The sequence below is a fragment of the Rhodococcus sp. SG20037 genome (genome assembly GCF_031763325.1).
Classification (GTDB): domain Bacteria; phylum Actinomycetota; class Actinomycetes; order Mycobacteriales; family Mycobacteriaceae; genus Rhodococcus_F; species Rhodococcus_F qingshengii.
This window is the reverse complement of sequence record NZ_CP134497.1, coordinates 1,381,318-1,405,476: the sequence shown is the minus strand read 5'-3', so window position 1 is coordinate 1,405,476 and position 24,159 is coordinate 1,381,318. Positions and strand designations below refer to the sequence as shown.

The 24,159-nt window shown below is 61.3% G+C and carries 35 protein-coding genes; 24 read left to right on the top strand and 11 right to left on the bottom strand.

Annotation, left to right across the window (positions count from 1 at the left end):
• Positions 1-15: 15 nt before the first annotated feature.
• Together RHP72_RS06575 and RHP72_RS06570 are read right to left on the bottom strand one after the other, a co-directional pair.
• Positions 16-300: a hypothetical protein gene (locus RHP72_RS06575; RefSeq protein ID WP_042452304.1), complete on the bottom strand. Its 285-nt coding sequence runs from the start codon at positions 298-300 to the stop codon at positions 16-18.
• Complete coding sequence (locus tag RHP72_RS06570; protein WP_311094477.1) at positions 297-761, bottom strand: Asp23/Gls24 family envelope stress response protein; 465 nt, start codon at positions 759-761, stop codon at positions 297-299. The genes RHP72_RS06575 and RHP72_RS06570 overlap by 4 nt, the downstream gene beginning before the upstream one ends.
• Positions 762-947: 186 nt before the next feature.
• Between RHP72_RS06570 and RHP72_RS06565 the strand changes: the two genes are divergently transcribed.
• Together RHP72_RS06565 and RHP72_RS06560 are read left to right on the top strand one after the other, a co-directional pair.
• Positions 948-1,526 carry an RNA polymerase sigma factor gene (locus tag RHP72_RS06565; RefSeq protein WP_007726571.1) on the top strand — a complete coding sequence of 193 codons (579 nt, stop codon included), beginning with the start codon at positions 948-950 and terminating at the stop codon, positions 1,524-1,526.
• A complete protein-coding gene (locus RHP72_RS06560) occupies positions 1,523-2,014 on the top strand; it encodes a hypothetical protein (RefSeq protein WP_218960345.1) in 492 nt (163 codons plus the stop codon). The genes RHP72_RS06565 and RHP72_RS06560 overlap by 4 nt, the downstream gene beginning before the upstream one ends.
• 220 nt (positions 2,015-2,234) lie before the next feature.
• Here the strand turns inward: RHP72_RS06560 and RHP72_RS06555 are convergent, their stop codons facing one another.
• A complete protein-coding gene (locus RHP72_RS06555; RefSeq protein WP_007726566.1) occupies positions 2,235-2,483 on the bottom strand; it encodes a hypothetical protein in 249 nt (82 codons plus the stop codon).
• A gap of 167 nt (positions 2,484-2,650) precedes the next feature.
• Between RHP72_RS06555 and RHP72_RS06550 the strand changes: the two genes are divergently transcribed.
• The 4 genes from RHP72_RS06550 (at position 2,651) to RHP72_RS06535 (ending at position 5,516) form a co-directional block, all read left to right on the top strand.
• Entirely contained in the window at positions 2,651-2,839 is a 189-nt protein-coding gene (locus RHP72_RS06550) for a PI-type proteinase (RefSeq protein WP_136472457.1), read from the top strand.
• Between the two features lie 259 nt (positions 2,840-3,098).
• Positions 3,099-3,518, top strand: a complete 420-nt coding sequence (locus tag RHP72_RS06545; protein ID WP_007726563.1) for an STAS domain-containing protein — start codon at positions 3,099-3,101, stop codon at positions 3,516-3,518.
• The gene (locus RHP72_RS06540; protein ID WP_064075809.1) at positions 3,515-5,002 is read left to right on the top strand and encodes a trehalose-6-phosphate synthase; all 1,488 of its coding nucleotides are present in this window, start codon (positions 3,515-3,517) and stop codon (positions 5,000-5,002) included. Before RHP72_RS06545 ends, RHP72_RS06540 begins: the two co-directional genes overlap by 4 nt.
• Positions 5,003-5,138: 136 nt before the next feature.
• Positions 5,139-5,516 (top strand): hypothetical protein, encoded by a 378-nt coding sequence (locus RHP72_RS06535; protein ID WP_007726560.1) that lies wholly within the window; start codon positions 5,139-5,141, stop codon positions 5,514-5,516.
• A gap of 24 nt (positions 5,517-5,540) precedes the next feature.
• On the opposite strand, the gene RHP72_RS06530 is transcribed toward RHP72_RS06535, so the two are convergent.
• The gene (locus RHP72_RS06530) at positions 5,541-5,843 is read right to left on the bottom strand and encodes a MerR family transcriptional regulator (protein WP_003943719.1); all 303 of its coding nucleotides are present in this window, start codon (positions 5,841-5,843) and stop codon (positions 5,541-5,543) included.
• 358 nt (positions 5,844-6,201) lie between these two features.
• Here RHP72_RS06530 and RHP72_RS06525 point away from each other — a divergent pair, with 358 nt between their 5' ends.
• From RHP72_RS06525 to RHP72_RS06505, 5 genes are all read left to right on the top strand, one after another.
• A complete protein-coding gene (locus tag RHP72_RS06525) occupies positions 6,202-6,360 on the top strand; it encodes a hypothetical protein (RefSeq protein ID WP_003943664.1) in 159 nt (52 codons plus the stop codon).
• Positions 6,361-6,444: 84 nt separating this feature from the next.
• Entirely contained in the window at positions 6,445-6,990 is a 546-nt protein-coding gene (locus RHP72_RS06520) for a Dps family protein (protein ID WP_003943731.1), read from the top strand.
• Between the two features lie 73 nt (positions 6,991-7,063).
• Positions 7,064-7,198, top strand: a complete 135-nt coding sequence (locus RHP72_RS06515) for a hypothetical protein (RefSeq protein WP_256082897.1) — start codon at positions 7,064-7,066, stop codon at positions 7,196-7,198.
• Between the two features lie 60 nt (positions 7,199-7,258).
• Positions 7,259-7,930 (top strand): ANTAR domain-containing response regulator, encoded by a 672-nt coding sequence (locus tag RHP72_RS06510; protein WP_042452311.1) that lies wholly within the window; start codon positions 7,259-7,261, stop codon positions 7,928-7,930.
• A gap of 185 nt (positions 7,931-8,115) precedes the next feature.
• On the top strand, positions 8,116-8,433 hold the full coding sequence (locus RHP72_RS06505; RefSeq protein ID WP_003943622.1) for a WhiB family transcriptional regulator: 318 nt from the start codon (positions 8,116-8,118) through the stop codon (positions 8,431-8,433).
• A 9-nt stretch (positions 8,434-8,442) separates the two neighbouring features.
• On the opposite strand, the gene RHP72_RS06500 is transcribed toward RHP72_RS06505, so the two are convergent.
• Positions 8,443-8,880 (bottom strand): hypothetical protein, encoded by a 438-nt coding sequence (locus tag RHP72_RS06500; RefSeq protein WP_037131043.1) that lies wholly within the window; start codon positions 8,878-8,880, stop codon positions 8,443-8,445.
• Between the two features lie 237 nt (positions 8,881-9,117).
• On the opposite strand from RHP72_RS06500, the gene RHP72_RS06495 reads away from it, so the two are divergent.
• On the top strand, positions 9,118-9,552 hold the full coding sequence (locus RHP72_RS06495) for an anti-sigma factor (protein WP_311094475.1): 435 nt from the start codon (positions 9,118-9,120) through the stop codon (positions 9,550-9,552).
• The gene (locus RHP72_RS06490) at positions 9,549-10,331 is read left to right on the top strand and encodes a SigB/SigF/SigG family RNA polymerase sigma factor (protein WP_003943639.1); all 783 of its coding nucleotides are present in this window, start codon (positions 9,549-9,551) and stop codon (positions 10,329-10,331) included. Before RHP72_RS06495 ends, RHP72_RS06490 begins: the two co-directional genes overlap by 4 nt.
• Positions 10,332-10,347: 16 nt before the next feature.
• Here the strand turns inward: RHP72_RS06490 and RHP72_RS06485 are convergent, their stop codons facing one another.
• On the bottom strand, positions 10,348-10,596 hold the full coding sequence (locus RHP72_RS06485; RefSeq protein WP_003943680.1) for a hypothetical protein: 249 nt from the start codon (positions 10,594-10,596) through the stop codon (positions 10,348-10,350).
• Positions 10,597-10,926: 330 nt separating this feature from the next.
• Here RHP72_RS06485 and RHP72_RS06480 point away from each other — a divergent pair, with 330 nt between their 5' ends.
• The 3 genes from RHP72_RS06480 (at position 10,927) to RHP72_RS06470 (ending at position 12,948) form a co-directional block, all read left to right on the top strand.
• Positions 10,927-11,364 (top strand): STAS domain-containing protein, encoded by a 438-nt coding sequence (locus RHP72_RS06480; RefSeq protein WP_058038940.1) that lies wholly within the window; start codon positions 10,927-10,929, stop codon positions 11,362-11,364.
• A gap of 86 nt (positions 11,365-11,450) precedes the next feature.
• Positions 11,451-12,428, top strand: coding sequence for a YihY/virulence factor BrkB family protein (locus RHP72_RS06475; protein ID WP_003943713.1), 978 nt, complete (start codon positions 11,451-11,453; stop codon positions 12,426-12,428).
• 316 nt (positions 12,429-12,744) lie between these two features.
• Entirely contained in the window at positions 12,745-12,948 is a 204-nt protein-coding gene (locus RHP72_RS06470) for a cold-shock protein (protein WP_003943666.1), read from the top strand.
• A 130-nt stretch (positions 12,949-13,078) separates the two neighbouring features.
• Here RHP72_RS06470 and RHP72_RS06465 read toward each other — a convergent pair whose 3' ends face one another.
• Positions 13,079-13,318, bottom strand: a complete 240-nt coding sequence (locus RHP72_RS06465; RefSeq protein WP_003943717.1) for a CDGSH iron-sulfur domain-containing protein — start codon at positions 13,316-13,318, stop codon at positions 13,079-13,081.
• On the opposite strand from RHP72_RS06465, the gene RHP72_RS06460 reads away from it, so the two are divergent.
• The gene (locus RHP72_RS06460) at positions 13,319-14,368 is read left to right on the top strand and encodes an iron-containing redox enzyme family protein (RefSeq protein ID WP_221741477.1); all 1,050 of its coding nucleotides are present in this window, start codon (positions 13,319-13,321) and stop codon (positions 14,366-14,368) included. It abuts the gene before it with no gap.
• Here RHP72_RS06460 and RHP72_RS06455 read toward each other — a convergent pair.
• Complete coding sequence (locus RHP72_RS06455; protein ID WP_037131016.1) at positions 14,325-15,023, bottom strand: HemK2/MTQ2 family protein methyltransferase; 699 nt, start codon at positions 15,021-15,023, stop codon at positions 14,325-14,327. The genes RHP72_RS06460 and RHP72_RS06455 overlap by 44 nt on opposite strands.
• 109 nt (positions 15,024-15,132) lie before the next feature.
• Here RHP72_RS06455 and RHP72_RS06450 point away from each other — a divergent pair, with 109 nt between their 5' ends.
• From RHP72_RS06450 to RHP72_RS06430, 5 genes are all read left to right on the top strand, one after another.
• Positions 15,133-15,900 carry a GAF and ANTAR domain-containing protein gene (locus RHP72_RS06450; protein ID WP_003943624.1) on the top strand — a complete coding sequence of 256 codons (768 nt, stop codon included), beginning with the start codon at positions 15,133-15,135 and terminating at the stop codon, positions 15,898-15,900.
• Positions 15,901-16,133: 233 nt separating this feature from the next.
• Positions 16,134-16,838, top strand: a complete 705-nt coding sequence (locus RHP72_RS06445) for a glycosyltransferase family 2 protein (protein ID WP_042452319.1) — start codon at positions 16,134-16,136, stop codon at positions 16,836-16,838.
• Positions 16,835-17,773, top strand: a complete 939-nt coding sequence (locus tag RHP72_RS06440) for a hypothetical protein (protein ID WP_007726542.1) — start codon at positions 16,835-16,837, stop codon at positions 17,771-17,773. Before RHP72_RS06445 ends, RHP72_RS06440 begins: the two co-directional genes overlap by 4 nt.
• Positions 17,767-18,525, top strand: a complete 759-nt coding sequence (locus RHP72_RS06435; RefSeq protein ID WP_003943643.1) for a PIG-L deacetylase family protein — start codon at positions 17,767-17,769, stop codon at positions 18,523-18,525. Before RHP72_RS06440 ends, RHP72_RS06435 begins: the two co-directional genes overlap by 7 nt.
• Positions 18,522-19,136, top strand: coding sequence for a class I SAM-dependent methyltransferase (locus RHP72_RS06430; RefSeq protein ID WP_007726541.1), 615 nt, complete (start codon positions 18,522-18,524; stop codon positions 19,134-19,136). The genes RHP72_RS06435 and RHP72_RS06430 overlap by 4 nt, the downstream gene beginning before the upstream one ends.
• A 52-nt stretch (positions 19,137-19,188) precedes the next feature.
• On the opposite strand, the gene tatA is transcribed toward RHP72_RS06430, so the two are convergent.
• The 3 genes from tatA to RHP72_RS06415 are packed head-to-tail and all read right to left on the bottom strand — an operon-like array spanning position 19,189 to position 21,656.
• Positions 19,189-19,365 carry a Sec-independent protein translocase subunit TatA gene (tatA, locus tag RHP72_RS06425; RefSeq protein WP_003943732.1) on the bottom strand — a complete coding sequence of 59 codons (177 nt, stop codon included), beginning with the start codon at positions 19,363-19,365 and terminating at the stop codon, positions 19,189-19,191.
• Entirely contained in the window at positions 19,365-20,036 is a 672-nt protein-coding gene (locus RHP72_RS06420) for a Rid family hydrolase (RefSeq protein WP_007726540.1), read from the bottom strand. Before RHP72_RS06420 ends, tatA begins: the two co-directional genes overlap by 1 nt.
• A 39-nt stretch (positions 20,037-20,075) precedes the next feature.
• Positions 20,076-21,656 carry an FAD-dependent oxidoreductase gene (locus RHP72_RS06415; protein WP_007726538.1) on the bottom strand — a complete coding sequence of 527 codons (1,581 nt, stop codon included), beginning with the start codon at positions 21,654-21,656 and terminating at the stop codon, positions 20,076-20,078.
• Positions 21,657-21,894: 238 nt separating this feature from the next.
• Here RHP72_RS06415 and RHP72_RS06410 point away from each other — a divergent pair, with 238 nt between their 5' ends.
• Together RHP72_RS06410 and RHP72_RS06405 are read left to right on the top strand one after the other, a co-directional pair.
• On the top strand, positions 21,895-23,406 hold the full coding sequence (locus tag RHP72_RS06410; RefSeq protein WP_042452324.1) for an APC family permease: 1,512 nt from the start codon (positions 21,895-21,897) through the stop codon (positions 23,404-23,406).
• Entirely contained in the window at positions 23,406-24,158 is a 753-nt protein-coding gene (locus tag RHP72_RS06405; RefSeq protein ID WP_007726535.1) for an IclR family transcriptional regulator, read from the top strand. The genes RHP72_RS06410 and RHP72_RS06405 overlap by 1 nt, the downstream gene beginning before the upstream one ends.
• Position 24,159 lies beyond the last annotated feature (1 nt).

Here is a 24,159-nt window from a genome sequence, read left to right as displayed (position 1 = left end):
GAACCCCGAGAGTGCTCAGGCATCGTGCGCACGACCGACTACGTCTTCCACTGTCACGTTCACGGGGCCTGTAACGAGTCCTGAAACCGCTTGGCGGATACGTAAAGCCGTATCTCGAACGGCGGCGTCGGCGAAGATGCACACATGGATGTCTGTCGACGACTCCGTCACCCGCACGCCGACGACGCGGCGACCGGGGAGGTAAGTGCCAACCTCGCCGAACATTCCGGCATGAAGCGAGGCGACCCCAGGTATCCCCGTCACAGCCGCCGCGATGGTGTCGGCGATTTCGGAACTCACTGCACCCGTGCAGTCTTGGGCTCGCCGGTTTCGTCCTCACTGCCCTCGTCGAGGTGAACGTCGTGAACCGTGATGTTCACCTCGGTCACTTCGAGACCCGTCATCCGTTCGAGCGCCGCAATGACGTTGCGGCGAATGCCGGTGGCCAGATCGGCGAGCGATACGCCGTACTCGGCCACGATGTCGATGTCGACCGCTGCCTGCTTTTCGCCGACCTCGACCGATACTCCCTGGGAGTGGTTGACACTCGCGCCGGGGATCCGCTCGCGCAGTGCCCCGACAACCCGCGACGCTCCGCCGCCGACGTCGTACACGCCGCTCACCTCTCGCGTAGCGATACCGGCAATCTTCGAGACAACGGTGTCGGCGATCGACGTCTTTCCTTGCGAACTCACGAGAGCCGAGTCGTTCGATGATGCAACATCCTTCGTAGATGCTGTCGCAACCTGCGTGCTGACCATTGTCATCTCCTCCTGTTGATCGATCTACCTGTGTAGTCGCCACTCGAAGGCAAAACCGAATGCCCCAGTCAGGTGGCGTGCATCACTGACACTTGTTAGTTACTGTCCGTAACATTCAACGCCCCGGCCGGGCGAACAATCTTCGAACGCAGCCGAGTTTTCCGCATTTCCGCGAGAGGAGCGACTGTGGCGTTACCGCACACACAGGGGCTCACCGAAGCACCTGACGGTTTGGACACCGCGACAGTGAACGCTGCGATACTCGGCGACCGAGAAGCATTCGAGTCACTGGTGCACTACTACGGACCTGCACTTCACCGCTATGCGCGTCGCATGCTCGCAGACGAAGGTGACATTCTCGAGGTAGTCCAGGACACCTTCGTGGCCGCCTGGCGTCGACTCGATTCGTTTCGTGGCGAATCGTCGATGCGAACATGGCTTTTCGCGATCTGTTCCCGAAAGATCGTGGACAGCTATCGAATCAAGAGAGCTCAACCGATCGACGACAGATTGCTCGATCCTCTCGTGCCGTCTCCCGAGGCCGGCCCGTTCGACACGACCTCGAACTCCGCGTTCCTCGAGGCACTGGAAGAAGCGTTGGGTGAACTGCCTTATCGCCAGCGTGCGGCATGGACGCTGCGAGAGGTGGAGATGCTCACGTTCGTTCAAATCGGCAAGATTCTAAGACTCACCCCGGATGCGGTGCGCGGGCATCACCATCGTGCACGGGCTAACCTGAGTGAACGAATGACGAGGTGGCGATGACTGAATCACGAACCGACGCATTGATGGCGCACGCATCCGACGTCCTGCGGAACGCTCCCGAGCCGGGCTGGGATCGAATCAGCGACAAGGTGATCCGGGCGCTACGGTCGACCTCGGCGTCCGGTTGGCCGCTCGACGCACACGCGTCGGAAGGTCCACGTCTAGGCACGGTGTCGGTGAGCGATCACGTACTCCGCACCCACTTGGCCGCCGAGATACGTTCTCGGCACCACTGCTCGCCGAGCAGCATCGAGTTCTTCGTCGACGGCCACGAAATACGTTCACTACGTATCGAACTGGCAGCGCCATACGGAGTGGATCTGGCCGAACTGTCGGACCGGGTTCGATTCACCGTCGTCGATGTCGTTCACCTGATCCTCGGCGACACGGACCCACCGGTCTCTGCAGAGAGCATCCACGTCGCCGTAGTCGACATCGTCGATGATCTACCTGCCGAAGGGAACACCAAAAGCCACTCCGAACACTAGGTGTTTGTTCGGCAAGTGTTTGGGAACCCGGCACTCATGACCACTCCCCCACCACCGGATCCGGGCCCCGCCCCCGACCCGGGGCCGCCGACACCACCGGCGCCGACACCACCCGATCCGATGAATCCGCCGCCCGTGCCACCGACTCCGACGCCACCGAACCCGTACCCTCCGGATCCGATCCCGCAGATCTGACGTCGGCTGCCCCGAACTTCGGAGTTCAACCGCCGAGTTCGGCGATCATCTCGCTCAACGATTCTGCGGCGATACGTAGTTCACCTTCGTCGGGGTTGTCGGGTGAGGACGGTAGACGTTCGGCCAACTGCTCGCGAGTGACAAGCGAGATACCCTCGAGACCGAACCCTTCTTCATCGGGGACGTAGATCTCGATCTCGCCCCCGACCGCTACCAGTTCCGAATGGGGGCCACTGCCCAGCAGTGCACGCAGGTGTTCGGTCGTCACGGTCATATGGTTCACGTGAAATCTCCTGCTTCGGTGACAGCTGACTTTGCCGGTATGGACTCGACGTGACGTACTGGCTCGACGTGACGCACTACCCCCTACTGAGTACCCCTCGCGGGTGAGCAGGAAACGACAAGTACATGAACAACGACTTCCCGAAGGAAACGCGCACCATGAGTGAACAGAATTCCACCGACCGCACGGATCAGACGGACGAGCCGCAGACCACCGGCACCGACCACGGTCCGGGAACCGGCTCCGACACCGCACCCAAGGACGTTCAGACCGATCCGTCGGGCGAACGTACGTGGGCCGACGAGGGCGGAGCCTCGAGCACCGGCCCGGCGACTGACACCGATTGATCCCGGAAGGTCTGAACCATCGGGACCAAGGTCCCGTGGGCCGACGCTCACGGGACCTTGAAATCCGTACGGATCTAACGCTTTTCACCTGGGTTTTCGCGATGCGGTAAGGTAGGCACTCAGCACGGTTGAGTACCCAGCCGTTGAAGACGAGCACGGTTCGTGCGTTGCTTCCCGTGCCGTTTCCCGGTTTCGAACGAAACCGTTTCGAACCAGACCGTTCGAACGAACCGTTTCGAGCAATCCGTCAGGAGTTTCGATGAACGAGTTTTCGAGAACTACAGATGAGCGTACGGACAGTCCCCCCACCTTCACGACGACCTGTGCCGAAAACATTCAGTCGCTCGTGGTCAGCGGCGAGATCGACGTCCGGTCCCGAGCTGATTTCGCTGCCTGCGTCGACGACCTGATCGGTGAGCGACACCCGTTCGTACTCGACTGCTCGGACGTCCAGTTCATCTCCGTCGGAGGTCTTTCCATCATCGAGACTCTGTCGGCCAAGGCACGGAGGCTCGGCGTGCCGTGGACGCTCGTCGCAGCGCACCCTGTCAGGCGTCCGCTGTCTCTTCTGAAGATGGACACCGACATCGTGTACACCGACTCGACAGCCGATGCAGTCGCGTACCTGTCCTCGACCTCCGTCCTGGACGAGACCCTGGCGGAGCCGATGTCGGCGTGAGTACCGATCTCGAAAAGCTCTCCGAATTCGTCGTCGTCGCAAACCGACTGCCGGTCGATCTCGAAACCGACGAAGACGGAAGCAAGAACTGGAAGCGAAGTCCGGGTGGGCTCGTCACTGCGCTCGAACCCATCCTGCGACAGCGGGATGGCGCCTGGGTCGGCTGGCCGGGGGTCGCGGACGAGAAGGTCGATCCGATAGTGGTTGACGGCCTTCGTCTGTTTCCCGTCGAGCTGACCTCTCAGGACCTCGCCGAGTACTACGAGGGGTTCTCCAACGACACGTTGTGGCCGCTCTACCACGACGTTCTGGTGGCTCCGACGTTCGAGCGGTCGTGGTGGCACACCTACGTCGCAGTCAACCAGCGGTTCGCCGAGGAAACCGCGCGTTGCGCCGCGGACGGAGCGACTGTCTGGGTGCAGGACTATCAGTTGCAACTTGTGCCGGCGATGCTGCGCGAGCTGCGGCCAGATCTGACGATCGGGTTCTTTCTTCATATCCCGTTCCCTCCGGTCGAGCTCTTCATGCAGCTTCCGTGGCGCAAGGAGATCGTCAGGGGAATGCTGGGCGCCGATCTGATCGGCTTCCACTTACCTGGTGGCGCAAACAATTTCCTGTTCTTGGCCCGCAAACTTCTCGGCCTCAAGACGACGACCGCGGGCGTCGGTGTTCGAAGTGCGCTCGGGCATGTGGATTTCGATTCTCGCGTCGTCAAGGTGGGCGCCTTTCCCATCTCCGTCGATTCTGCCGAACTCGAGCGCCAGTCGAAAAGCGATTCGGTCCTGCGTCGCGCGCGCGAGTTGAAGGAAGAGCTGGGAAATCCCGAGAAAATCTTGCTGGGAGTCGACCGGCTGGACTACACCAAGGGTATCGACCTGCGGCTTCAAGCCTTGAAGGAACTCCTCGACGAGGATCGTCTGGATCCGGAGAAGTACACGATGGTGCAGCTCGCGACGCCCAGTCGTGAACGCGTGCAGCACTATATCGACCTGCGTAGCGTCATCGAAGAGCAGGTGGGCCGCATCAACGGTGACCACAGTCAGATCGGCCGCCCCGTCGTTCACTACCTGTATCAGCCGGTCGACCGTGAAGAACTGATCGCACTGTTCGTCGCTGCCGACGTCATGCTCGTGACGCCGATGCGCGACGGGATGAATCTGGTGGCCAAGGAGTACGTGGCCTGTCGTGGCGACCTCGGAGGTGCTCTCGTTCTCAGCGAGTTCACCGGTGCCGCAATGGAATTACGACAGTCATACCTGGTCAACCCGCACGATTTGGACGGCGTGAAGAATACGATCCTGACCGCGGTTCATCAGGATCCGAAGGAAGGCCGTCGCCGTATGGCTGCGCTGCATCGACAGGTCATGACACACGATGTGCATCAGTGGGCCGAGTCGTTCCTGACTGCGCTTGCCCCACCCGGACCGCTTCCGGACGATCAGTTCGTCACGGAGCGTGAGTCGAACTTTGCGCGCAACAACTGACCCTCACGGGCTTGCGTCAGTGCGCTCGGAGACTCGAGCTAGGATTGGTTTCAGTTCATCGTCAAGCAGCGGCTGCGAACTGATTTCCTCGACATAGCCGTGCAATGCTGCATCGGCCCAGAAAGACAGGCCGACCATGCCCCTCACGATGAAGTACTCCGAAACCTACAACGACGCTCTCATTGCGCTCGCTGCCGCTACTCATCGGCCGGCCAACGTGGTGAACCTGTTCGGCGAGTACGCCATTCGTGTTGACCTCGAATACAACCGGTTCCTTCTGGCGACCAATACCGCGGCTGGACTCTCCGATCGACCCGACAACGGAGAATCGTGGCTGGTGCGGTTCTTCCAATCCGAGAACACCGACACTCCGGATCGCCTCCTCGCGGAGGCGTCGCATCAATGGTTGGTCGATGCGTTGGACGCCGCGCTCGAACAGATCGCAGCGGCAGGGAACAAGATCTCCGCCGACGCGGACTTCGGCGACCCTACCCGCACCGAAACTCCGTCCTGAACGGCATCGTCTCGAGCAGCACCACTAGTCCCCCTCGGCGGTCAACTGGCTGATTCGAGCCGCTAAGACTGCATTCTCGGCCTCGAGGGACAGAATCAGACGAATACCGACGAGATTGACTCCGTCGTCGATCAGCGCGGTGATTCGTCCGAGCGTGTCCAGGTCGGCCTCGCTGTACCGGCGCGTACCGCCATCGGTACGGGTTGGTGTGAGCAAGCCCCTTCGCTCGTAAAGGCGCAGCGTCTGAGGTCCTACCCCGGACAGTTCAGACATCACTGAGATCCCGTACACGCCGCGCAGCGCCCGGGTCTGGGATTCCGACGTCACTGGAACCTCCTAGTTCGGTGTCGGCTGTCTCAATCGGCGTCACCCGACCTTAGCACCATCACGCAGTGAATCTGACGCCCAGGACATAGATTCAAGCGTGTCCAGGACCACTGACAACAAGAATCGTCGAGCAGAAAAGGCGTGAAATGGCAGATCAAAGCCGATTTCGACAAGATTGCACAATGCGCTTTCCTTCGCCCGCGAATCGAAGTAGCCTTGCCAATTATCTACATCGGCTGATATAGATTTTGTAGCACCTGTAAGCGCCATAACTGGAGCTCGAAGGCGCAGAACACCCAGACGTCGGAGTCGGTGGTTCAGCCGACTCCCTCACGGCACACTCTTCACCGGGAGCAAGATGACGACGATCGACATCCCGCCCACACAGGGCGAGAGCACCACCGGCATCGGAATCACTGTCGCAAGTGCGACTTTGACAACCGAAGAGGTCAAGCGCCGAATCGCGATGATGTACGGCGACCCGGTGACAGAGGAGCCAGTAGCACTCGCGCACTGAACCTGACCGACACGCGATCCGATTGACGATGGCGCGAGACCGCCCCACTGGAGGGCGATCCCCATCAAGACGAGAGGAAAACATATGTCCGAGTTCACCGTACCGGGACTGAGCAGCGCAGACGGTTCGTCCGTCGCCGATATTCTGCAGGAACGCCTCAGCGCCTACAACGATCTTCACCTCACGCTCAAGCACGTTCACTGGAACGTCGTGGGCCCCAACTTCATCGGCGTTCACGAGATGATCGACCCCCAGGTGGAGTTGGTTCGCGGCTACGCCGACGATGTGGCCGAACGTATCGCGGCACTGGGTAACTCGCCCAAGGGCACCGCGGGAGCAATCGAGCGCGATCGAACGTGGGACGACTACTCCGTCGGCCGCGACGACGCTCGTGCGCACCTCGCTGCGCTCGACCTCGTCTACACCGGGATCATCACCGACAGTCGCACCGCAATCGACAGCGTCGGCAAGATCGATCCGATCACCGAGGACATGTTGATCGGCCAGACGGCGCAGTTGGAAAAGTTCCAGTGGTTCGTTCGTGCTCACCTCGAGAACTCGGGTGGCAGCCTCGTACACGAAGGCGCGTCCACCGAGCAGGATGCCGCAAATGAGGCGCGTCAGAACTGATGCACCGTCCGCGGTTTCGGCCGATCGGGGGTCGGCCGAAATCGCACTCCCCACAACAGGAAGGGGCAAGAGCATGTCTGCGGACTCGCGCGGCACGTCGACACAAACACGTCGCGAGTATCAGATGTTCGTGTTGCAGCAGCGTTTGTTGTTCGGATCGATCGTGGCAGGCACCGCCCTTGGAGTTCTCGCGATCACCTACTTCTGAAATATCATCTGAAATACCAGGGGCCGCAACCGTCGAAGACAGGACAGAAACGACACAATCATGAGTTCGAGCACTCTCCGCTCGATCGTTCGTAGCGATCGATTTGCGGCAAGCAGTTCTTCTCTTCTGCTCGTGGACAGCGATTTTCGTATCCAGGGCGCAAACGACGAATACCTTGCCGTATCCGGTCGCAGCCTCGATCAATTGCACCGAGTGGAAGTGTTCGAAGCCTTCCCCGACAATCCCGACGACTCGTTTGCCGATGGAATCTTCTCGTTGACAGCGTCATTCGAGCGCACGATGCGGTCCCGAACTCGGGACGCACTGCCGACTCAGCGTTACGACGTGCGCGACGAGCGCGGGAGCGGGATGTTTGTCACCCGCTATTGGAATACGGTGAATTCCGCCGTCACCGATGATGACGGCAGGGTCATCGGTGTGCTTCATCGTGTATACGAGGTTCAACGACCGCTGGCTCAGCAGTCCAGTTCGGCGTCAGACGTCCTCACCCGCCTTCGCGCGGAAAATGACGAACTGAGAAGAGCTTTGGATTCTCGGCCCTTGATCGAGCAGGCCAAGGGATTACTGATGGCCGAGCGTGAGTGCTCGGCCGACCAAGCCTTCGACTTTCTGGTCCAGATGTCGCAGGAATGGAACGTCAAGGTGCGCGACATCGCCGGTGGTCTTGTCGCCGCAGCAGAACGACGTGCCGTGGATCAAAAGAATTCCTGACGACCGGGATTCAAAAGTTGTACGGCTGGGTAATGACCGACCAGAGGTACCCCCGAAATCTTCCCCCTCGAGGGAGGAGCCTCGAAGGTCCCGCCGGTTCAGGCCGGCGGGACCGAGCTTTGTCTTAACACCCGACCTGGATCCGCGATCCGAGCCGAGTTCGTCACGCAGCGAAGGGAACGTCCATGTTCATGCGCTCCTACACATCTCCCAGGCCCCTTGCCGACGAGTGGGATTGGCAACTGTCCGGCACCTGCCGCGACACCGACCCCGCTCTGTTCTACGACGACACGAACGAGCGCGGCTCCAGGCGAGCGAAGCGCGAGAGTTCGGCGAAGCTGGTGTGCGCCAGATGCCCTGTCGTGCAGAGATGCCTGGTGCACGCCATCCAGACCGGGGAACCCCACGGTATCTGGGGCGGCATGACGGCGACCGAGCGAGAATCGCTGCGCAAAGCTCGAACTGAACCACTGATCAGTGCCGCGACGAGCTCACGAGAGTAGGTAGGAACCTCAGGGCCTGGCCTCGTGGTGCCGCAAACCGTGCGTGCGGCGTCGCTCCTTCATCTCGGCTTCGAAGAGGTGCGGCACTCCGCCTGCCAGCTTGTCGCGCACCACTTTCTCGCATTCACGAAAAAACGACCAGTAGTTCTCGTCGAACTCTTCGACCAACTGGAAAGTCCAGCGCCCCTCGACCACGTTCCGGCCGATCAACTCGCCCTCGACCTGATCGGCCAGGTCGTCGTTGCCGCTGGATCGCAGTAGCTCGACGACCTCGTCGAGCATCAGATCGGCATGCCCTATCAGCTGATGGAAGTCGTACAGAGCACCGCGTGCCCGTTCCACCGTTTCAAGGGCGTTCGACAGCACTCCTGCCGCCTTCACCTCGTCATCAGTGACACCTTCCGGTCGTATGTGTACGGGGATCTGTCTGTCCGAATGGGTGTCCATGAAGCGGCTGTACCCGAACGACGCGAAAATGAAAGATGAGGATTCGGTACGTCCGCACCACAGGTGATGTGTCTCACAATTCATCCTCTAGTTCGGGTAAAGAGGGTTAGTTCGCCGGGCGAAGGGTAATCCAAGGCCATGAATACTTCCGGGGTAGAGATGGCTGGCACGCACGGCCGGTACCGGTCCTTGCCTCGGTCCGCCGGAATTACGCCACATCTACCTACAGGAAGCCCCTTGATCCCTCTGTCGAGTCCGACCGAAACCGAACTAACTCACGACTCCATCGCCTCGCTCCGCGTCCGCGCGTCGTACTCTCAACTTCCCACTCTGCGCGGAATCATCCGAACGGTTGCCAACAACACCGGACTCGATGTCGACGGAACAGCCGACCTTGCTCTGGCGATGGACGAAGTCGCGAGCATCCTCATCGGCCACGCGATACCGTCCAGCGACTTGACCTGCCGATTCGACACCGTCGGCCGCACACTTCGGACTGTCGTGTCCGTGATCGCGCACTCCGAGATACCCGACAAGTCGCACAGCTTCGGATGGTTCGTTCTCGAAGCGCTGGTCGATTCCGTCCGCTTGGAACAGTCGGAAATCGACGCGGACGGTCACATCACCCTGACGATGACGCTTGAAAAGGGCTTGCCCCAGGAGCGTGCGTGACCGCTGTCCCACCGGACAAGAAGGACCAGTACGAAACAGCTGTCGAACTGTTCGTCTCGATGGCCTCGCTTCCGCCGAATGATCCCAGCCGAGAAAAGATCACCACCTCGATCATCGAACTGTGCCTACCCCTGGCCACACACGTCGCTCGCCGGTACCAGGGGCGTGGCCAGCCTTTCGAGGACTTGGAGCAAGTTGCTCGCGTCGGGCTCATACAGGCCGTGCAGCGATTCGACGTCGACAAAGGATCGGATTTCCTGTCGTTCGCCGTCCCGACCGTCATGGGTGAGGTTCGCAAGCATTTTCGCGATCACGGCTGGTCCGTGCGAGTGCCTCGTAGCCTTCAGGAACGGCACCTTGCCCTCAACCGGGCGCTCACGACTTTGTCCCAGACGCTCGGCCGTGCACCGACAGTCGCGGAACTCGCCAAGGAACTCGACATCGAACCGGACGAGGTCGAACAAGGTTTGACCGCCGGTAATTCGTACCGAACCACACCGCTCGACACCGCTTCCGCCGGCGACGGGAGTGGTCTGACTCTGATAGACACTTTGGGACAGTACGACGAAGCGATCAGTCGGATCGACAATCACGAAACCCTGCGGCCCGCGCTCCTGGCACTACCGGAGCGCGAGCGCACGATCGTCGTTCTCAGATTCTTCGGCCATCTCACCCAATCCCAGATTGCCGAAAAGGTCGGCATCTCTCAGATGCATGTATCCAGAATCCTCACTCAGTCACTGAAGCAGCTACGCACCGAGATGGGTGAAATCTTCTGAAGGTACGTCTCGAGGATCAGATGTATTCCTGTGCAAGACGTTCCAGCTCGTCTCGATCGATGAGGCCGGGCTGGCCGATGTCCAGGGCCTCGAGATACTTGTTGGCGAGGCGGTAATCGTGCCCCCACCGGCCGTGCTCGCCATCCTGCTCGGTGCGCTGCACACTGGAACCGGGCGGAACCTCGTCCCGCAAACCGTTGGTCTCCGCGCCGATCAGTGTGTCGAGCTTGGTCGAGATGGCCGTGAGTGCATCGCGGTCGTTCATCTGATTCCCTTCGTCCGGTGACGCTGATCTTCCACCATACCGAAGCGTCGAGCCAAAAACATTGCACCGCTTAATATTCGACCTCTCACCTGGACCGATTCACGCCCTCGAGCTACACTGAACGGTACCGAGGTTGAGAATACAGCCGGGGTTGAAGCCACTGGCGCTCGGTTCGCATCAAGGCTCTGGATCAGGTGAGTATTTCCTGCGCACATCTGTACTGTTCATTTCCATTGAGCTCTAAAGCTTTCCACGCCTGGACGCATTCACTTTCCGCGCCGCCAGATCGGTCGTCAGCCTTTCGATGAAAGCACACAGACCGGATCTGCCATGAATCTGAATGAACTCGACCACACACCGATCGATTCCATCGATCCCTCAACACAATTGGGGCCGATCGTGGAAACGCATGGTTTCGCGGCCTGGCGGATAGCGCCCTCGACAGTCTTGATCCAGGTCGACGTCGACCTCGACAAACTCTCCGCCCCAGCACTACGAGAACTTCTCAACTCGTACGCTGCGGAGTGGTCTCGCGTCATTCTGGACTTGTCCAACTCACTGTTCGTCGGTGCGGTCTGCCTCGAACTGTTCGCCGAGCTGAACTCCCGTTCGCGAGCCAACGACTTCCAGTGGGCCGCGATCGGGTCACACCCGCTTCGACGCTTGCTTCGCGCGGCGCGGGCGGAAGAGGAATTCCCGGTCACCAACTCTGTCGAGGGAGCAATGCGCGCGCTCGACGAAGCAGAGAAGTCACTCGAAGCCTCCTGACGCGACGGCTGCACCGGCGTCGAGCGCCGGGCGCTCGCAGCGACTAAGGTTCGTCGGGCTGTCCGACGAGCTGAGAGAGACCGAGAATGACAATCGCCAAGCGCCTCGATGCCTTGCAACAGAAGCATCCGGCCCTGGGGTTCCCGATAGCGGTCCTCTACAAGTTCCTCGACGATCAAGGTGTTTATCTAGCCGCGCTGATCGCTTACTACGGCTTCGTCTCGCTCTTTCCTCTTCTTCTGTTGCTCTCGACCATTCTCGGCTTCGTGCTGTCGGGCAACCCTGAGCTTCAGCAACAGATCTTGGACTCCGCGCTGCATCAGTTTCCGGTGATCGGTGACGACCTGGGCAATGCGCAACAGATCGGCGGCGGTGTCACGGGTCTGGTGATCGGAATCGTCGGTGGTCTCTACGGTGGCCTCGGTGTCGCTCTGGCTTGCCAGAACGCGATGAACACGGTGTGGTCGGTACCCCGAAATATGCGACCGGATCCCATCCGCGGGCGTCTCCAAGGGCTACTACTCCTCGGCACGATCGGTCTCGCGATCTTGGGGACCACCGCTGTCTCCAACATCGGCGGTGCGCTTCATCTGGGCGGTTCGTTCAGCTTCCTGCTTACCCTTGCGGTAGTCGTCTTGAATGCGGGCATCTTCATCGTCGCTTTCCGGCTCACCTGCGCCCGCCCGCTCTCGGTAGCCGATGTGGCACCTGGAGCGATCGCCGCTGCTGTTCTCTGGCAAGCACTTCAGTCCTTCGGTGCCCTCTATGTGACCTCTGTGGTGCGGGGTGCCTCCACCACCAATGGCGTCTTTGCCATCGTTCTGGGTTTGTTGGCCTTCTTGTTCCTCGCTGCAGCCTCGATCGTCATGTGCGCGGAAATCAACGTCGTGCGAGTCGACAAACTCCATCCGCGGGCGTTGTTGGCTCCGTTCACCGACAACACCGAACTCATCGAAGGCGATCGGCGCACCTTCGCCGATCAAGCAAAAGCACAACGCGCGGTTCCCCACGAGAACATCCATGTGACGTTCGACGGGCACACCAAACCCGACGATTCGGACTGATCTCGACCCCGATCGAGTTGGGTATTTGGTCCCCTCCTCGGTATCGGGGTGGCATTCTGCGCCGCGAATCCAGATTTAACACAGGTGTTGTCATTTCGCGCTGCATCGAAGGGACGAATACATCACAGCAGGTAAACGCGCATAGTTGAACAATCACCTGCTTCCGACGTGGTCCCGGAACGGGACAAAGCCGTCAAATACTGCAACTCGCCATGCATCTAATTGGAGACAGAAAAAGAAGAGCATGGCAGGATCAGGTGTGAGACCGGACTCTCGATGGGAGGGCTCGGCTCGATGGATCCAGGAGAATTTGGTTATGGCTCAGGGCAGTGTCAAGTGGTTCAACGGTGAAAAGGGCTTCGGATTCATCGAGCAGGAAGGTGGCGGACCGGATGTGTTCGTTCACTACTCGGAGATCCAGGGCAGCGGCTACAAGTCCCTCGACGAGGGCCAGAAGGTCGAGTTCGAGATCGGACAGGGCCAGAAGGGCCCCCAGGCTCAGAACGTTCGCGCCATCTGAGTTCGATCCCAGTCTGACTTCAGACTGAAAAGGCTGGACGCTGCACCGCATGGTGCCGGCATCCAGCCTTTTCTTGGTTTCCGGGTCGTCTTGGTTCACGGGTTGGGCTTGTTCCGAATATTGGCACCGGTTACGTCGCTCGCGCCCGCTTCTTCTTGTGGGAGCTGTCGCAGAACGGCGCGATGCCGGTCCGCCCACATCGACACAATGCAACCGTAGAGCGCTTGTTCTCTATCGGGGTTCCGTCGTCACGGAGCAACTCGAAGTCACCACGCACCAGCAGCGGGCCGTCCGTGCAGGCGGTTATGGTGGTGTTGTTACCGGGAACACTCGGTGTTTCGGCAGATGACGATTCGGGAAACGCGGTCATATGTCCTCTTCAGTTCTCGATTCGGCCACTGGCGTGCCCACTTCCATGCCTGTTCCACAGGCCCGCGGCCCACTGAGCGCCACTCTCGTTTCCATTCTGCGCTCCTCGGCCGATCCGAGGGAGATTACGGCTGCCGCTGACGCGTACGAGGATGCACAGTCCACCGACCTCACCTACGACATTCTTCGTGACGACGACGCTCAGCTGACCCTGACGCTCCTCTACGAGCTTCATTTGCAGGGAATCGAGAACGTCTCGGACAAGTGGGAGTGGAATCCGGACCTGCTCGCGGTGCGGTCTCGGCTCGAAGAGCGTTTCGAGTCCGCCATCGCGCAACTCGTGGGGACAGTGGAGTCGTCTGGCGACGTCGTGGCCGACCTCTGGTCGCTGACCGCCCCCAGTGCAGGCCCAGGTCTTGCGTCCTTCATGGCGAAAGATGCAACGATCGATCAGTTCTCGGAGGTGCTGATTCACCGTTCGCTCAATCAGCTCCGCGAGGCGGATGTGCACACCCTCGGAATTTCGCGTCTCTCCGGTGCCGTCAAGGCCGCCCTCGTCGAAGTGCAGAGCGACGAGTACGGAGGCGGTCGCGCAGAGCGAATGCATTCGCGTCTTTTTGCCGACACCATGCGGGCTGTAGGTCTTTCGGACCGCTACGGCCACTACATCGATTCTGTTCCCGCGGTAACGTTGGCGTCGTTGAATGCTCTCTCGCTCTTCGGTTTTCATCGCCGCCATCTCGGAACGCTGGTCGGGCACCTGTGCGCTGTCGAGACCACGTCTGCGCTGCCGAGCAAACGATACAGCGCAGGACTGCGCCGACTCGGATTCGGTTCGGGCGCGACACTGTTCTACGACGAGCACGTGGAAGCGGATTCCGTTCACGAACAGATCGCCGTTCGGGAACTCGCCGGCGGTCTCGCTTCTTCGCAGCCGCACCGCACTGATGACATCTTGTTCGGCGCCGCAGCGTGCCTGGCGTTCGACGATCTTCTCGGCGATCACCTCACATCGAGTTGGGAGAAGGGCAAGACTTCGTTGCGCGAATGATCACGAGTTGTTCGATTTCCTGACCGGTGGTGATCAACCCTCGTGCCTCGAGCATGGTGCGCCTCTCGCGCATCACGGGCCCGAAGGGAACGTACTTCCGGGCTGAAATCTCTACGGCCATACCGTGTTCTTCGAGTATCGCCTCGGTCTTGTCGACCCCACACAGCACCGATTGCAAGAGAAGCAGTGTGCCGCCCGGGACGAGCACCTCGTGCACGGTGGCTGCGATCCTGTCGATGAGGGCGCGTCCGTCCTTTCCTGCGTCCCAAGCACGTTCGATTCCAGCGGTAGGGAGATCATCTGCAAGAGCAGGGACGTACGGCGGGTTGGAGATCACCAGATCGAAGAGTTCGCCGTGCACCGCCTCGGTGAGGTCGCCACGACGGGAGTCGATCGAGGTTCCGTTGAGGATCCCGTTGAGACGAGCATTGGCACACGCGCGGCGAGATATGTCGACCGCGACGACGTGGCCTGCGCCTGCCGCGGATGCCGCGACAGCGAGGGCGCCGGTCCCCGTGCACAGATCCAGCACCCGACTGCGAGCGGTGAGGCGCTCGAACAGCAGCGCATCCGCCAGTAACGACGTGTCGTGTTGCGGTGGATACACACCAGGTAAACGCAGGATCATCATCGGCTCCTCTTTTTCAGGCGACATCGCACATCGCTGCGTGCGGCTACCCAGGAACCTCGGATTTCATGCAACATCGAAGCAAAGACCGCCTGGAACGGTTACATCGCCGCACTTTGCGGAGTAGACCTGAATCATGACAGGCAATGCGGACACCCCACAGGGAGCCGCGGCGTTTGCTTCCGCAGCAGATTCGCTCGACACCCTCGCCGAAGCGATTGCCGGACTCCGGTCCACTCTGAACACGGACGCGCATCTCGACTCCATGCTCCAACGTCTGGCCGAGACGGCGGTCAAAGCGCTGCCGGATGCCGATGCTGTCAGCGTGACGGTGCTGTCCGCCGATGGCCCACGAACTGCTGCATCTACCGCGGACTACCTTTCCGCGATAGACGATGCCCAGCATTCCGCCGATCGTGGTCCGTGCGTTGACGCCGCGCGCACCATGTCGTCGGTTCGGTCGAAGGTGGGTGATCACGACGACAAATGGCCGGAATTCACCGCCGAGGCCCGGAAACAAGGTGTCCGGTCCTACTTGTCCGTGCCGCTCACCATGGGCGAAGGAAGCACCGAACTTCTCGGCGCGTTCAACGTCTACGGATTCGCCTCGACAGAGTTCAAGCCCTTCGACGAAGAGTTGATGAAATTGTTCACCGCCGGTGCGGGCGCGGCGATCGCAGATTCACGACGCTGGCGTCAGGCACACGAGCACATCGAACAGTTGCACTGCGCCATGGAATCTCGTGCCGAGATCGAACAAGCCAAGGGCGTGCTGATCGCCATCCACGGCATCGACGCCGACGAAGCATTCAGCCGACTCGTTCAGCAATCGCAGCACACCAACGTGAAACTGCACGAGGTGGCCCGGATGCTCGTCGATTCGGTGCGCCACCGCCGGTTCTGAAGATTCTTCGGTGCAAAACCCCGTTTTGCACCCGAAAGCACAGTCACAAAACCCCGTCTTGTACCCCGCCGGCACATCTCTCAAACGTATCCAGAGATGTTTCACCGAAACAGTTTTCGACCTGCACGGCTGCTGGCGGTCGCGCGGCGGCACCCGTCCGAAATGTGGTTATCTGTTGAGAACCGGGACGAAAGAAGACCCGACCGTACCAGGGTGAGGAAAGGATCGTCACTGTGCCAATCGACCAGGTTCTTGTCGTAGTTCCCGCCCACAACGAAGCCGAAGACCTCCCCAATTGCCTTCGTGCACTCGCAACAGCGGCGTCGGCTTGCGTTGTCCCCGTCCGAGTGGTTGCCGTCCTCGACAACTGTTCGGACGGAACCGCGGGGGTCATCCCCGACGGGGTGGAAGTACTCCGCGTCGAGCATCAGAACGTCGGCCGTTCGCGAGCGACGGGTTTCTCTGCGTTCGGCTCGGATTTGGGGGCCTCAGCGTGGTTCGCCACGACCGATGCCGATTCGGTGGTCGGCCCCACCTGGATTGCGCGCCAATTGGAGTATGCGCGTACTGCGGACGTCGTCGCGGGCACCGTTCGCATCGCGGACTGGGAAGGCCATCCGCACTCCGTTCGCGAACGGTACGAACGTATGTACCACGCACATCCCTATGGTCGACACGGTCACGTCCACGGTGCCAACCTCGGTGTCCGCGCCGATATGTACTGGGACGTCGGAGGATTCTGCGATCTCGAAGAAGACGAGGATGTCGATCTCGTCCGGCGGTTGAGCGAGGCCGGTGCCTGTATCGCGTGGGCAGAGGACATTGCGGTCACCACGTCTGCGCGTCTCGACGGCCGAACTCCGGGCGGCTTTGCCGGACATATCCGTAACCTGGGTGGTACGACCGCCGATAACGAAGAAGCGGAGCTGGCACGATGAAACGACTACACACACTCCTGGACGCAGGTGGACTGTACTTGCCGCTGCCCGGCGGCGGCGCGACGGCCGCACGGTGGACCTCCCTGGCAGAGCTCACACGGGAGAATGTGGTTCTCGGCCGGATGGCTGAGGCTCACACCGATGCCGTCGCGATACTCACCGAACTCGACGGACCGGATCCCGAACCCGGGCAGCTGTGGGGAGTGTGGGCGGCCGAGCCACCCCAACCTGTGGTGAATGCGTCTGAGCACGTGGGGATCTGGACGCTCACCGGTCGCAAGTTGTGGTGTTCCGGCGCCAACACCTGCACGCATGCACTGATCACCGCCTTGGTCGACGGTGTCCCCTCCCTCTTCGCGGTCGAGCTCGGACTACCTGGGGTGCATCCCGTTCCCGATTCGTGGAAGGCCGTCGGTATGGCCGAAAGCGACTCCAGCGCGGTCGACTTCGACATGGTTCCGGCCATACCGGTCGGGACGGCAGGCGACTATCTGAGCCGCCCGGGGTTCTGGCACGGCGCGATCGGCGTGGCTGCATGCTGGTACGGCGGCGCCTGCGGCGTCGCTGATCCGTTGTACGACAAGGCTGCAAGCAGCGAAGACCCCTACGTACTCGCACACCTCGGTGCGGTCGATGCAGCGCTCGCCGCAGCGCGCAACGCGCTCGCAGTCGCGGCGGCCGAGATCGATGCGGATCCCTTCGACGAAAATGCCGAGGCCATGCAGCGGGCACTCCGTGTGCGCGCAATTGTCGAGCGCGCCGCTACCGAGACCCTGGATCGGGTGGGACGCGCTCTCGGCGCCGCACCGCTCTGCATGGACGCCGCGCACGCCGCACGGGTAGCCGATCTCACCGTCTACTTGCGGCAGAGTCACGCCGAGAAGGATCTCGCCGAGCTGGGCCGGATTGCAGCCAAGGGGAAACGGCCGTGGTGAACTCGAAACTGTTCGCGCAGAAACCTGTCGACGACGGCGGCACTCCCGAATCGACATGGCGGGAGTGGGGAAGAAGTTTTCCGGAACTGGATCTCACCGGATGCTCACGATTGATCATCGTCGCTCCCCATCCCGACGACGAAATACTCGGTCTGGGCGGAACCGCTCTTCTGGCAATACTTTCCGGCATCAGTGTTCAGGTCGTATCTGTCACCGACGGCGGAGCTTCGCATCCCGATTCACCGACCGTGACTCAGCCCGAGATGGAACGCCGTCGACGGTCCGAGTCGGATCGGGCAGCGCGTGTCCTCGGAATTCCCACACCGGTTAGATTGAGCATCCCGGACGGAAAGATCGGCGAGAACCGACAGGAGTTGACCGACCGCCTCAGCTCGATTCTCGGTGATTCCTCGGCGGATACCTGGTGCGCCTCCACGTGGCGCGGGGACGGCCACCCGGACCACGAAGCCACCGGAGACGCGGCGGCGAGGGCGTGCGCGGACACTGGATCGCGATTGATCGAGTATCCCATCTGGGCGTGGCATTGGGCCGCGCCGGATCATGCGGCAGTCCCGTGGGAAAGAGCACGAAAGGTGACCTTGCCCTCCGACGTTCAGGCTGCGAAATCTGCTGCCACCAATGAGTTCACTTCACAGATCGCTCCGCTTTCCGATCATCCCGCGGATGCACCCATCCTCCCCCGCCACGCGATGGAACGATTACTGAGGCCGTACGAGACGGTGTTCGTATGAGCGATCGTGAACTCCCCGCGGATTACTTCGCCAAGATGTATGCCGCACAGTCCGACCCATGGGATTTCGAATCCCGCTGGTACGAGCAGCGGAAGTACGCACTCAGTGTCGCTATGCTCCCGAAACCTCGATACCGTCGCGCATTCGAACCGGGGTGCTCGATCGGGGTTCTCACCGAGAAGTTGTCCGAGCGCTGCGACAGCGTTCTCGCCACCGACATCGTCCCGACCGCACTCGAGAGCGCTCGTGCGAGGCTTACCGGACATGACGCCGAATTTCGGCTCTGGGCCTTGGGTGACGACTGGTCCGAAGAAACCTTCGACCTCGTCGTCATCAGCGAAGTCGGCTACTACCTGACCTTCGAAAAGCTCATCGAGGCAATGCTGCAGGTCGTCGAGCATCTCGAGCCTGGCGGAACGCTGCTGTGCGCCCATTGGCGTCACGTCGTGCCGGAGTATCCGCAAAACGGTGACGCCGTTCATTCGGCTGTGCGCCAGACCCCGGGGTTGGCGCAGTTCGCGTCGTACCAGGACGAGGACGTGCTGATCGATGTCTTCGTGAAGGGTCCGCCGTCACCACCGTCGGTAGCTCGTTCCGAAGGTCTGATCTAGTAGACCTGTGCGCGGTTGAGGAGTGTGGGGACTCCTCAACCGCGCACGGGGGTCAGTCTCGCTGCTCCAACGCGAGGTCCGTATCCGACTGCAGTTCACCGACTTCGGACTTCAGGATCCGCATCGACCTGCCGAGGCCCCGGGCCGCGTCGGGCAGCTTCTTCGAACCGAACAGCACCACGAGCACTACTGCGACGATCGCCCAGTGAGTCGGGCTGAGCGCGCCCATCAGGCGGGTTCCTTGCCGTCGGGGTACACCGCATCGACCTCTACCTCGACGAGCCAACCGGCAACGGGCAGTCCGGCAACCTCGAGGGCGAATCGGGTGGGCCGGGCGCTGTTTCGCTCGATCGGAGCGATCGGCTCGGCCGTGCCCATCGGCACCAACTCGGTGTCACCCGTGTCGAGATTGGTGTTGGCGAAGAACTGCCGGTACGCGCGATTCCATCCTGTGTAGTCGGCCTTGTCCGATCCCGGCGCGTTGTCGAGGAAGACGCGCATCGTCACGACGTCTTCGAGACTCAATCCCTGAGCTTCGAGGTTGTCGCGGATCTTCTTGAGTACATTGATGCCCTGCGCCTCGGTGACGGTGACACCGGTCGGCAGAACACCGCCGGAGAACTGACCGTCGATGTACGACTCCGGCGAACCTTCCGGCGCCGCCTTGTTTCCTGCCGACGGACCGATGCCGCTGGTCTTGTAGATTGCGGTGTCGCCGCCGATCGCGACGCCCTGAGCGATCATCGGGTTTGCCTGCCCCGCTTCGAGAATCGATTTCGAGACGAACGAACTCGATGTGGTCTCGGCGTCCGCCTCGTCAGACGAGCAGGCAGTGGCGAAGCCCAGTAGCGTGGTGGCGGCGAATGCCGCTGCAAGGACCTTGGTGCTGCGAGATTTCATGATTAGACCTCCAGAAAAAGTGATGGGAAACGAAGCACGTCAGGCAGTTTGCGCAACACGCTGATGCAGGTGGGTCACGACGTCCTGCGCGGACGTGAAGGCCCCGTGCTGCCAGGCGATGGCGTTGGAGAGGTGATCGCCGGCGAAGTAGATCCGGTCGACGGGTTCGAGCAGCTTGGTGTACTCGGGAGTTGCCATGCCGCCGTGGGAATCTCCCGCGCCGGCCCATGATGCCCAGGCGGATTCCGAATACTTGGTGCGACGCCAGCTTCCGGAGAAGGACGACGAGATGTCGCGAGTGTATTTGTCGCCGTGGATTTCTGCGCCTTCGGCGATGGCCTTTGCCAGCCGCTGACGGTGGGTGAGCGATTCGAAAGCCTGTTGACGCTTACCCGAGCTGTAGTACGCGACGACGACGCCGCGGTCGGAGTTGTAGTGATCGTAGGGGAACATGATCTGGGAGATGTCGCGGTCGGTGTTGGACGCGCCACCGTAGATGCGGTCCTCGGTCTCCCACCACCGACGCGAGTATTCGATACCGAGCTTGCCCGACGACGACGGCTTGGCTGCATCCAACGCGAGCAGGATGTCGGAGGGCAGATTGTTGTTCAGCCGCTTGATCAAGTGCGGTGGGATCGTGCAGATTGCGTAGTCGGCGGTGATCGACTTGGATTTGCCGTCGACGACGTAGTCGACGGTGACGCCTTCCGGCACGTTCTTCATGCCGCTGACCTCGGCGCCGAACTCGATGTTGTCCATCCCGATCGCGTCCTGGAACTTGTAGTAGATCCGGTCCATGCCACCGACGGGGGTCATCATCGTCATGGCCTGGTCGTAACCGAACTCGAAGGAGAATGCACGCCCGATGCCGCCCTGGATGACATCGCTCATCCCGAATGGTTCGATCTCGGTTCCGAAGTTGAGGCCGGCGCCCGGCTCCGCGGAGTGCCCTCGACGCGAGGATCCGACATAGCGGCCGTCGCTGGAGAGATCGCCGAAGTCGGTGAGGAAGGACGAGAGTGCTTCTTTGTCTTCCTTGCTCAAGACCTGGTCGAGAGCGCCCTGATTGGTGGCCTTCTGCAGCAGCTCGGACATGTATCCGTAGGTGTCGGCTTTGGCTGCTCGGTAGGTGATCGACTGATTCGCCAGCGGCTTGTTGCCGGTGTAGTTGACGAAGGTGTTCGCATTCTGGTTTCCGAACATCTGCAGTTCGACGCCCAGTTCGCGGCAGTAGTCGATGGTGTTGTGATTTTGCGGAATACGCGTCGCACCGAGGTTGTAGAAGTGCCCCTCGGAGAACGAACAGGTCTGTGTCTCACCGTTCAGGTCGGTTTCTTCGGTGCCGTTGCGGATCGACCACACCCGACCACCCGGGCGGTTGCGTGCTTCGAGGACGGTGACCTTGTATCCGGCCTTCTGCAGTTCGTAGGCAGAGCACAGCCCGGACGGTCCGCCGCCGAGGATCACGACGGAGTGATTTCCCTTGACCTTTCCGATCAGGTCACCCGCAGCAGGTGCCTGAAATCGCCTCGGCGTCGACGCCACTGCCGGCGCCAGGCCGATGGACGACATAGCACCGAGTGCCAGGCCGGCGCCGCCGGTGATTCCCAGGCTGCGCATGAAAGATCTACGTGTGTATGGCATTCGAGCTCCCCAGTGTGCTCCCGGTGACCCGGGTGGTTGGTGTTGAACACAGACTTCAGGAGCGTTGGGTCCGGAACTTGACGCGCAGGAAACAGTCGGTGGGGACCGAGTGAGAAACGTGCGAGCGTTCGCATCTTGCTCTCTCACCCGAGTGCGATCAGCGGAAGCATGCCCGCAATATCGGCGTTACAGAACCGGACTAGCGTGACGCGACATGTCCGCTCTCACCGAAGCCATCGCGCGGTCCTTCACCACGCGCGAGAAGCAGCCCCCGGCGCGATCACCGCTGCGGGCGTTGGGCCGTCGGCAACTCTCGGGCGCCGAAGTGCTGGCCCAGTCGGTGGCAACCACTGCCCCTGCTGTGTCGATGGTCGTTCTGCCCGTCACCATGCTGACACACGGCCGATTGTTGAGCGGGATGATCACCATCATCGCGGCCACCGTGCTGGTGACGCTCATAGCCTTCTGCGTTTCGCAGTTCACTCGCCGAATGGCTGCGTCGGGCGGATTGCACAGCTTCGTCTTTCGTGGCCTGGGCACCCGGGCAGCATTGACCACCGGCATCGCCATGCTGGTCAAGTACGTCGGCAGCGCGGTGATGACGCTCTATCACGGCGGACAGGCCGCAATCGCATTGCTCGGCTTCGCGGGTGTGCACGTGGACAAGACTTTTCACGTCATCGCGCTCTATCTGGGGATAGCCTTGCTGATTCTCGGCGCTCTCGTGCGAAGTGTCAGATTTGCCGCGCTCGCGATCCTCGTCGTCGAAAGCTGTTCACTTCTGTTCATCGTCGGGCTCATGATCCTGGGCGGTTCCGGAAGTCAACAAGCACAGATCGTTCCACCCACCTCCGGCCACGGGTTGTTACTCACCGCCCTGGCTGCCGTGTTCGCTCTCGCCGGATTCGAGAGCGCGGCCTTCTTCGGCCCCGAGGCCCGTCGTCCGCTGGTAACCGTCACCCGCACAGTCCTTCTCACTCCGATCATCTGTGGATCGCTCTTCATCTTCGCGGGCTGGGCCGCTTGGTCCGGGCGCAGTGACACCCTCGTCAACGCCTATCTCCACGGAACGGCGACGGGCGTGAGCCCCGGTGTCGTGATCGCGCTCAACGTCGGTCTGGGGTGCTCGTGGCTGGCGTCCTCGATGGCGTCGTCCAATGCTGCGTCACGCCTGGTCTATTCGTTCGGTGTCGAGCGCCTACTCCCCCGCCGGTTCGCCTCGGTTCACAGTGCCTTCCGTACGCCCTACTTCGCATTGACTACCGTGGTCTGCACCGTCCTGCTGGGCGGCGGAACCTTTGCCGTTCTCGGGCGCGGAGAAATCTTCGACGACGTTCGACTGACTGTTCGCGGCGCCGTCATCGTGGCCTATGCACTGACGGCTATCGCATCCGTTGTCTTCCTGACACGGATCGGCGAGCACACTCCCGGCGTTCTCGCGGCCGCGTCGTGTGGCAGTGGTGCCGGAGCGATAGTCCTCGGTTACCTGGTTTATGCCAACACGATCGACCACGCGTACGTTGCACCGATCGCCGTACTCGTGATCCTGACTTCGGGCACACTCTGGCAGTTCTACCTGCGACGCCGAAGCCCCAAAAGTCTGCTGCACGTCGGAGCTTTCGACAGTCCCGAAACCGAGGACGTACTACCAGGAGCTGGGGTGTTCGCCACCGACGCAGCCGGAAACATCGTGCTGGTGGGCGAGCCGACTGCCGGCGCCCGCTGATGGTGGGCCGACCACGCGACCTCGGTGGGCACGAACCCCGAGCGGTTCAGCGCGCCCTTGCCCTCCTCGAGTCGGCGGCCAGGCTCGGATCGGGAGCCACCGCCAAGGACATTGCCGCCCTGGCCGACATCCCACCTGCCACTGCCTATCGGTTACTCAACATCCTTGTCGCCGACGGTTACCTGGTTCGGATCGCCGACCTCTCCGGCTTCGCACTAGGCCGACGCACCCGTGAATTAGCCGGGGCTGCCGCCGAACCCACACCCATCGACAATTCGGTGCTCCTCGAAGAACTCCGCGAACAGCTACGGTTCGGCGTCTACCTCGCGTCGTTTGCAGAAAACAGAATTCGGCTCGTCGATCGCGATCCCGACCACGAACTCAGTGGCGAACGGACACTGGTCACAGCCGTTCACGCGTCGGCTATCGGGAAGCTGCTCCTCGCCAACCGACCCGAATTGGCCGAGGCCCCACTGCGAAAGGTCACCGCACACACCATCACCGACGGCGACGCGTTGGAACTCGAGCTCTCGCGGATCCGGCGCGGTGAGGCCGCCCGTGAGGTCGACGAGATTCGTGTCGGACGCTCCGCCGTCGCCGTCCCGATCCACGACGCGGAAAGGTGTGTCGTCGGTGCCTTGGCTGCGATAGGTCCGACCGGCAGACTTTCCGTCGACGACGCAGACCTGGTGGCACTGCTGCGGGAGTACGCGGAACGCATCGTTGCACCGACGATGTCGAAGGCAAGCTGAA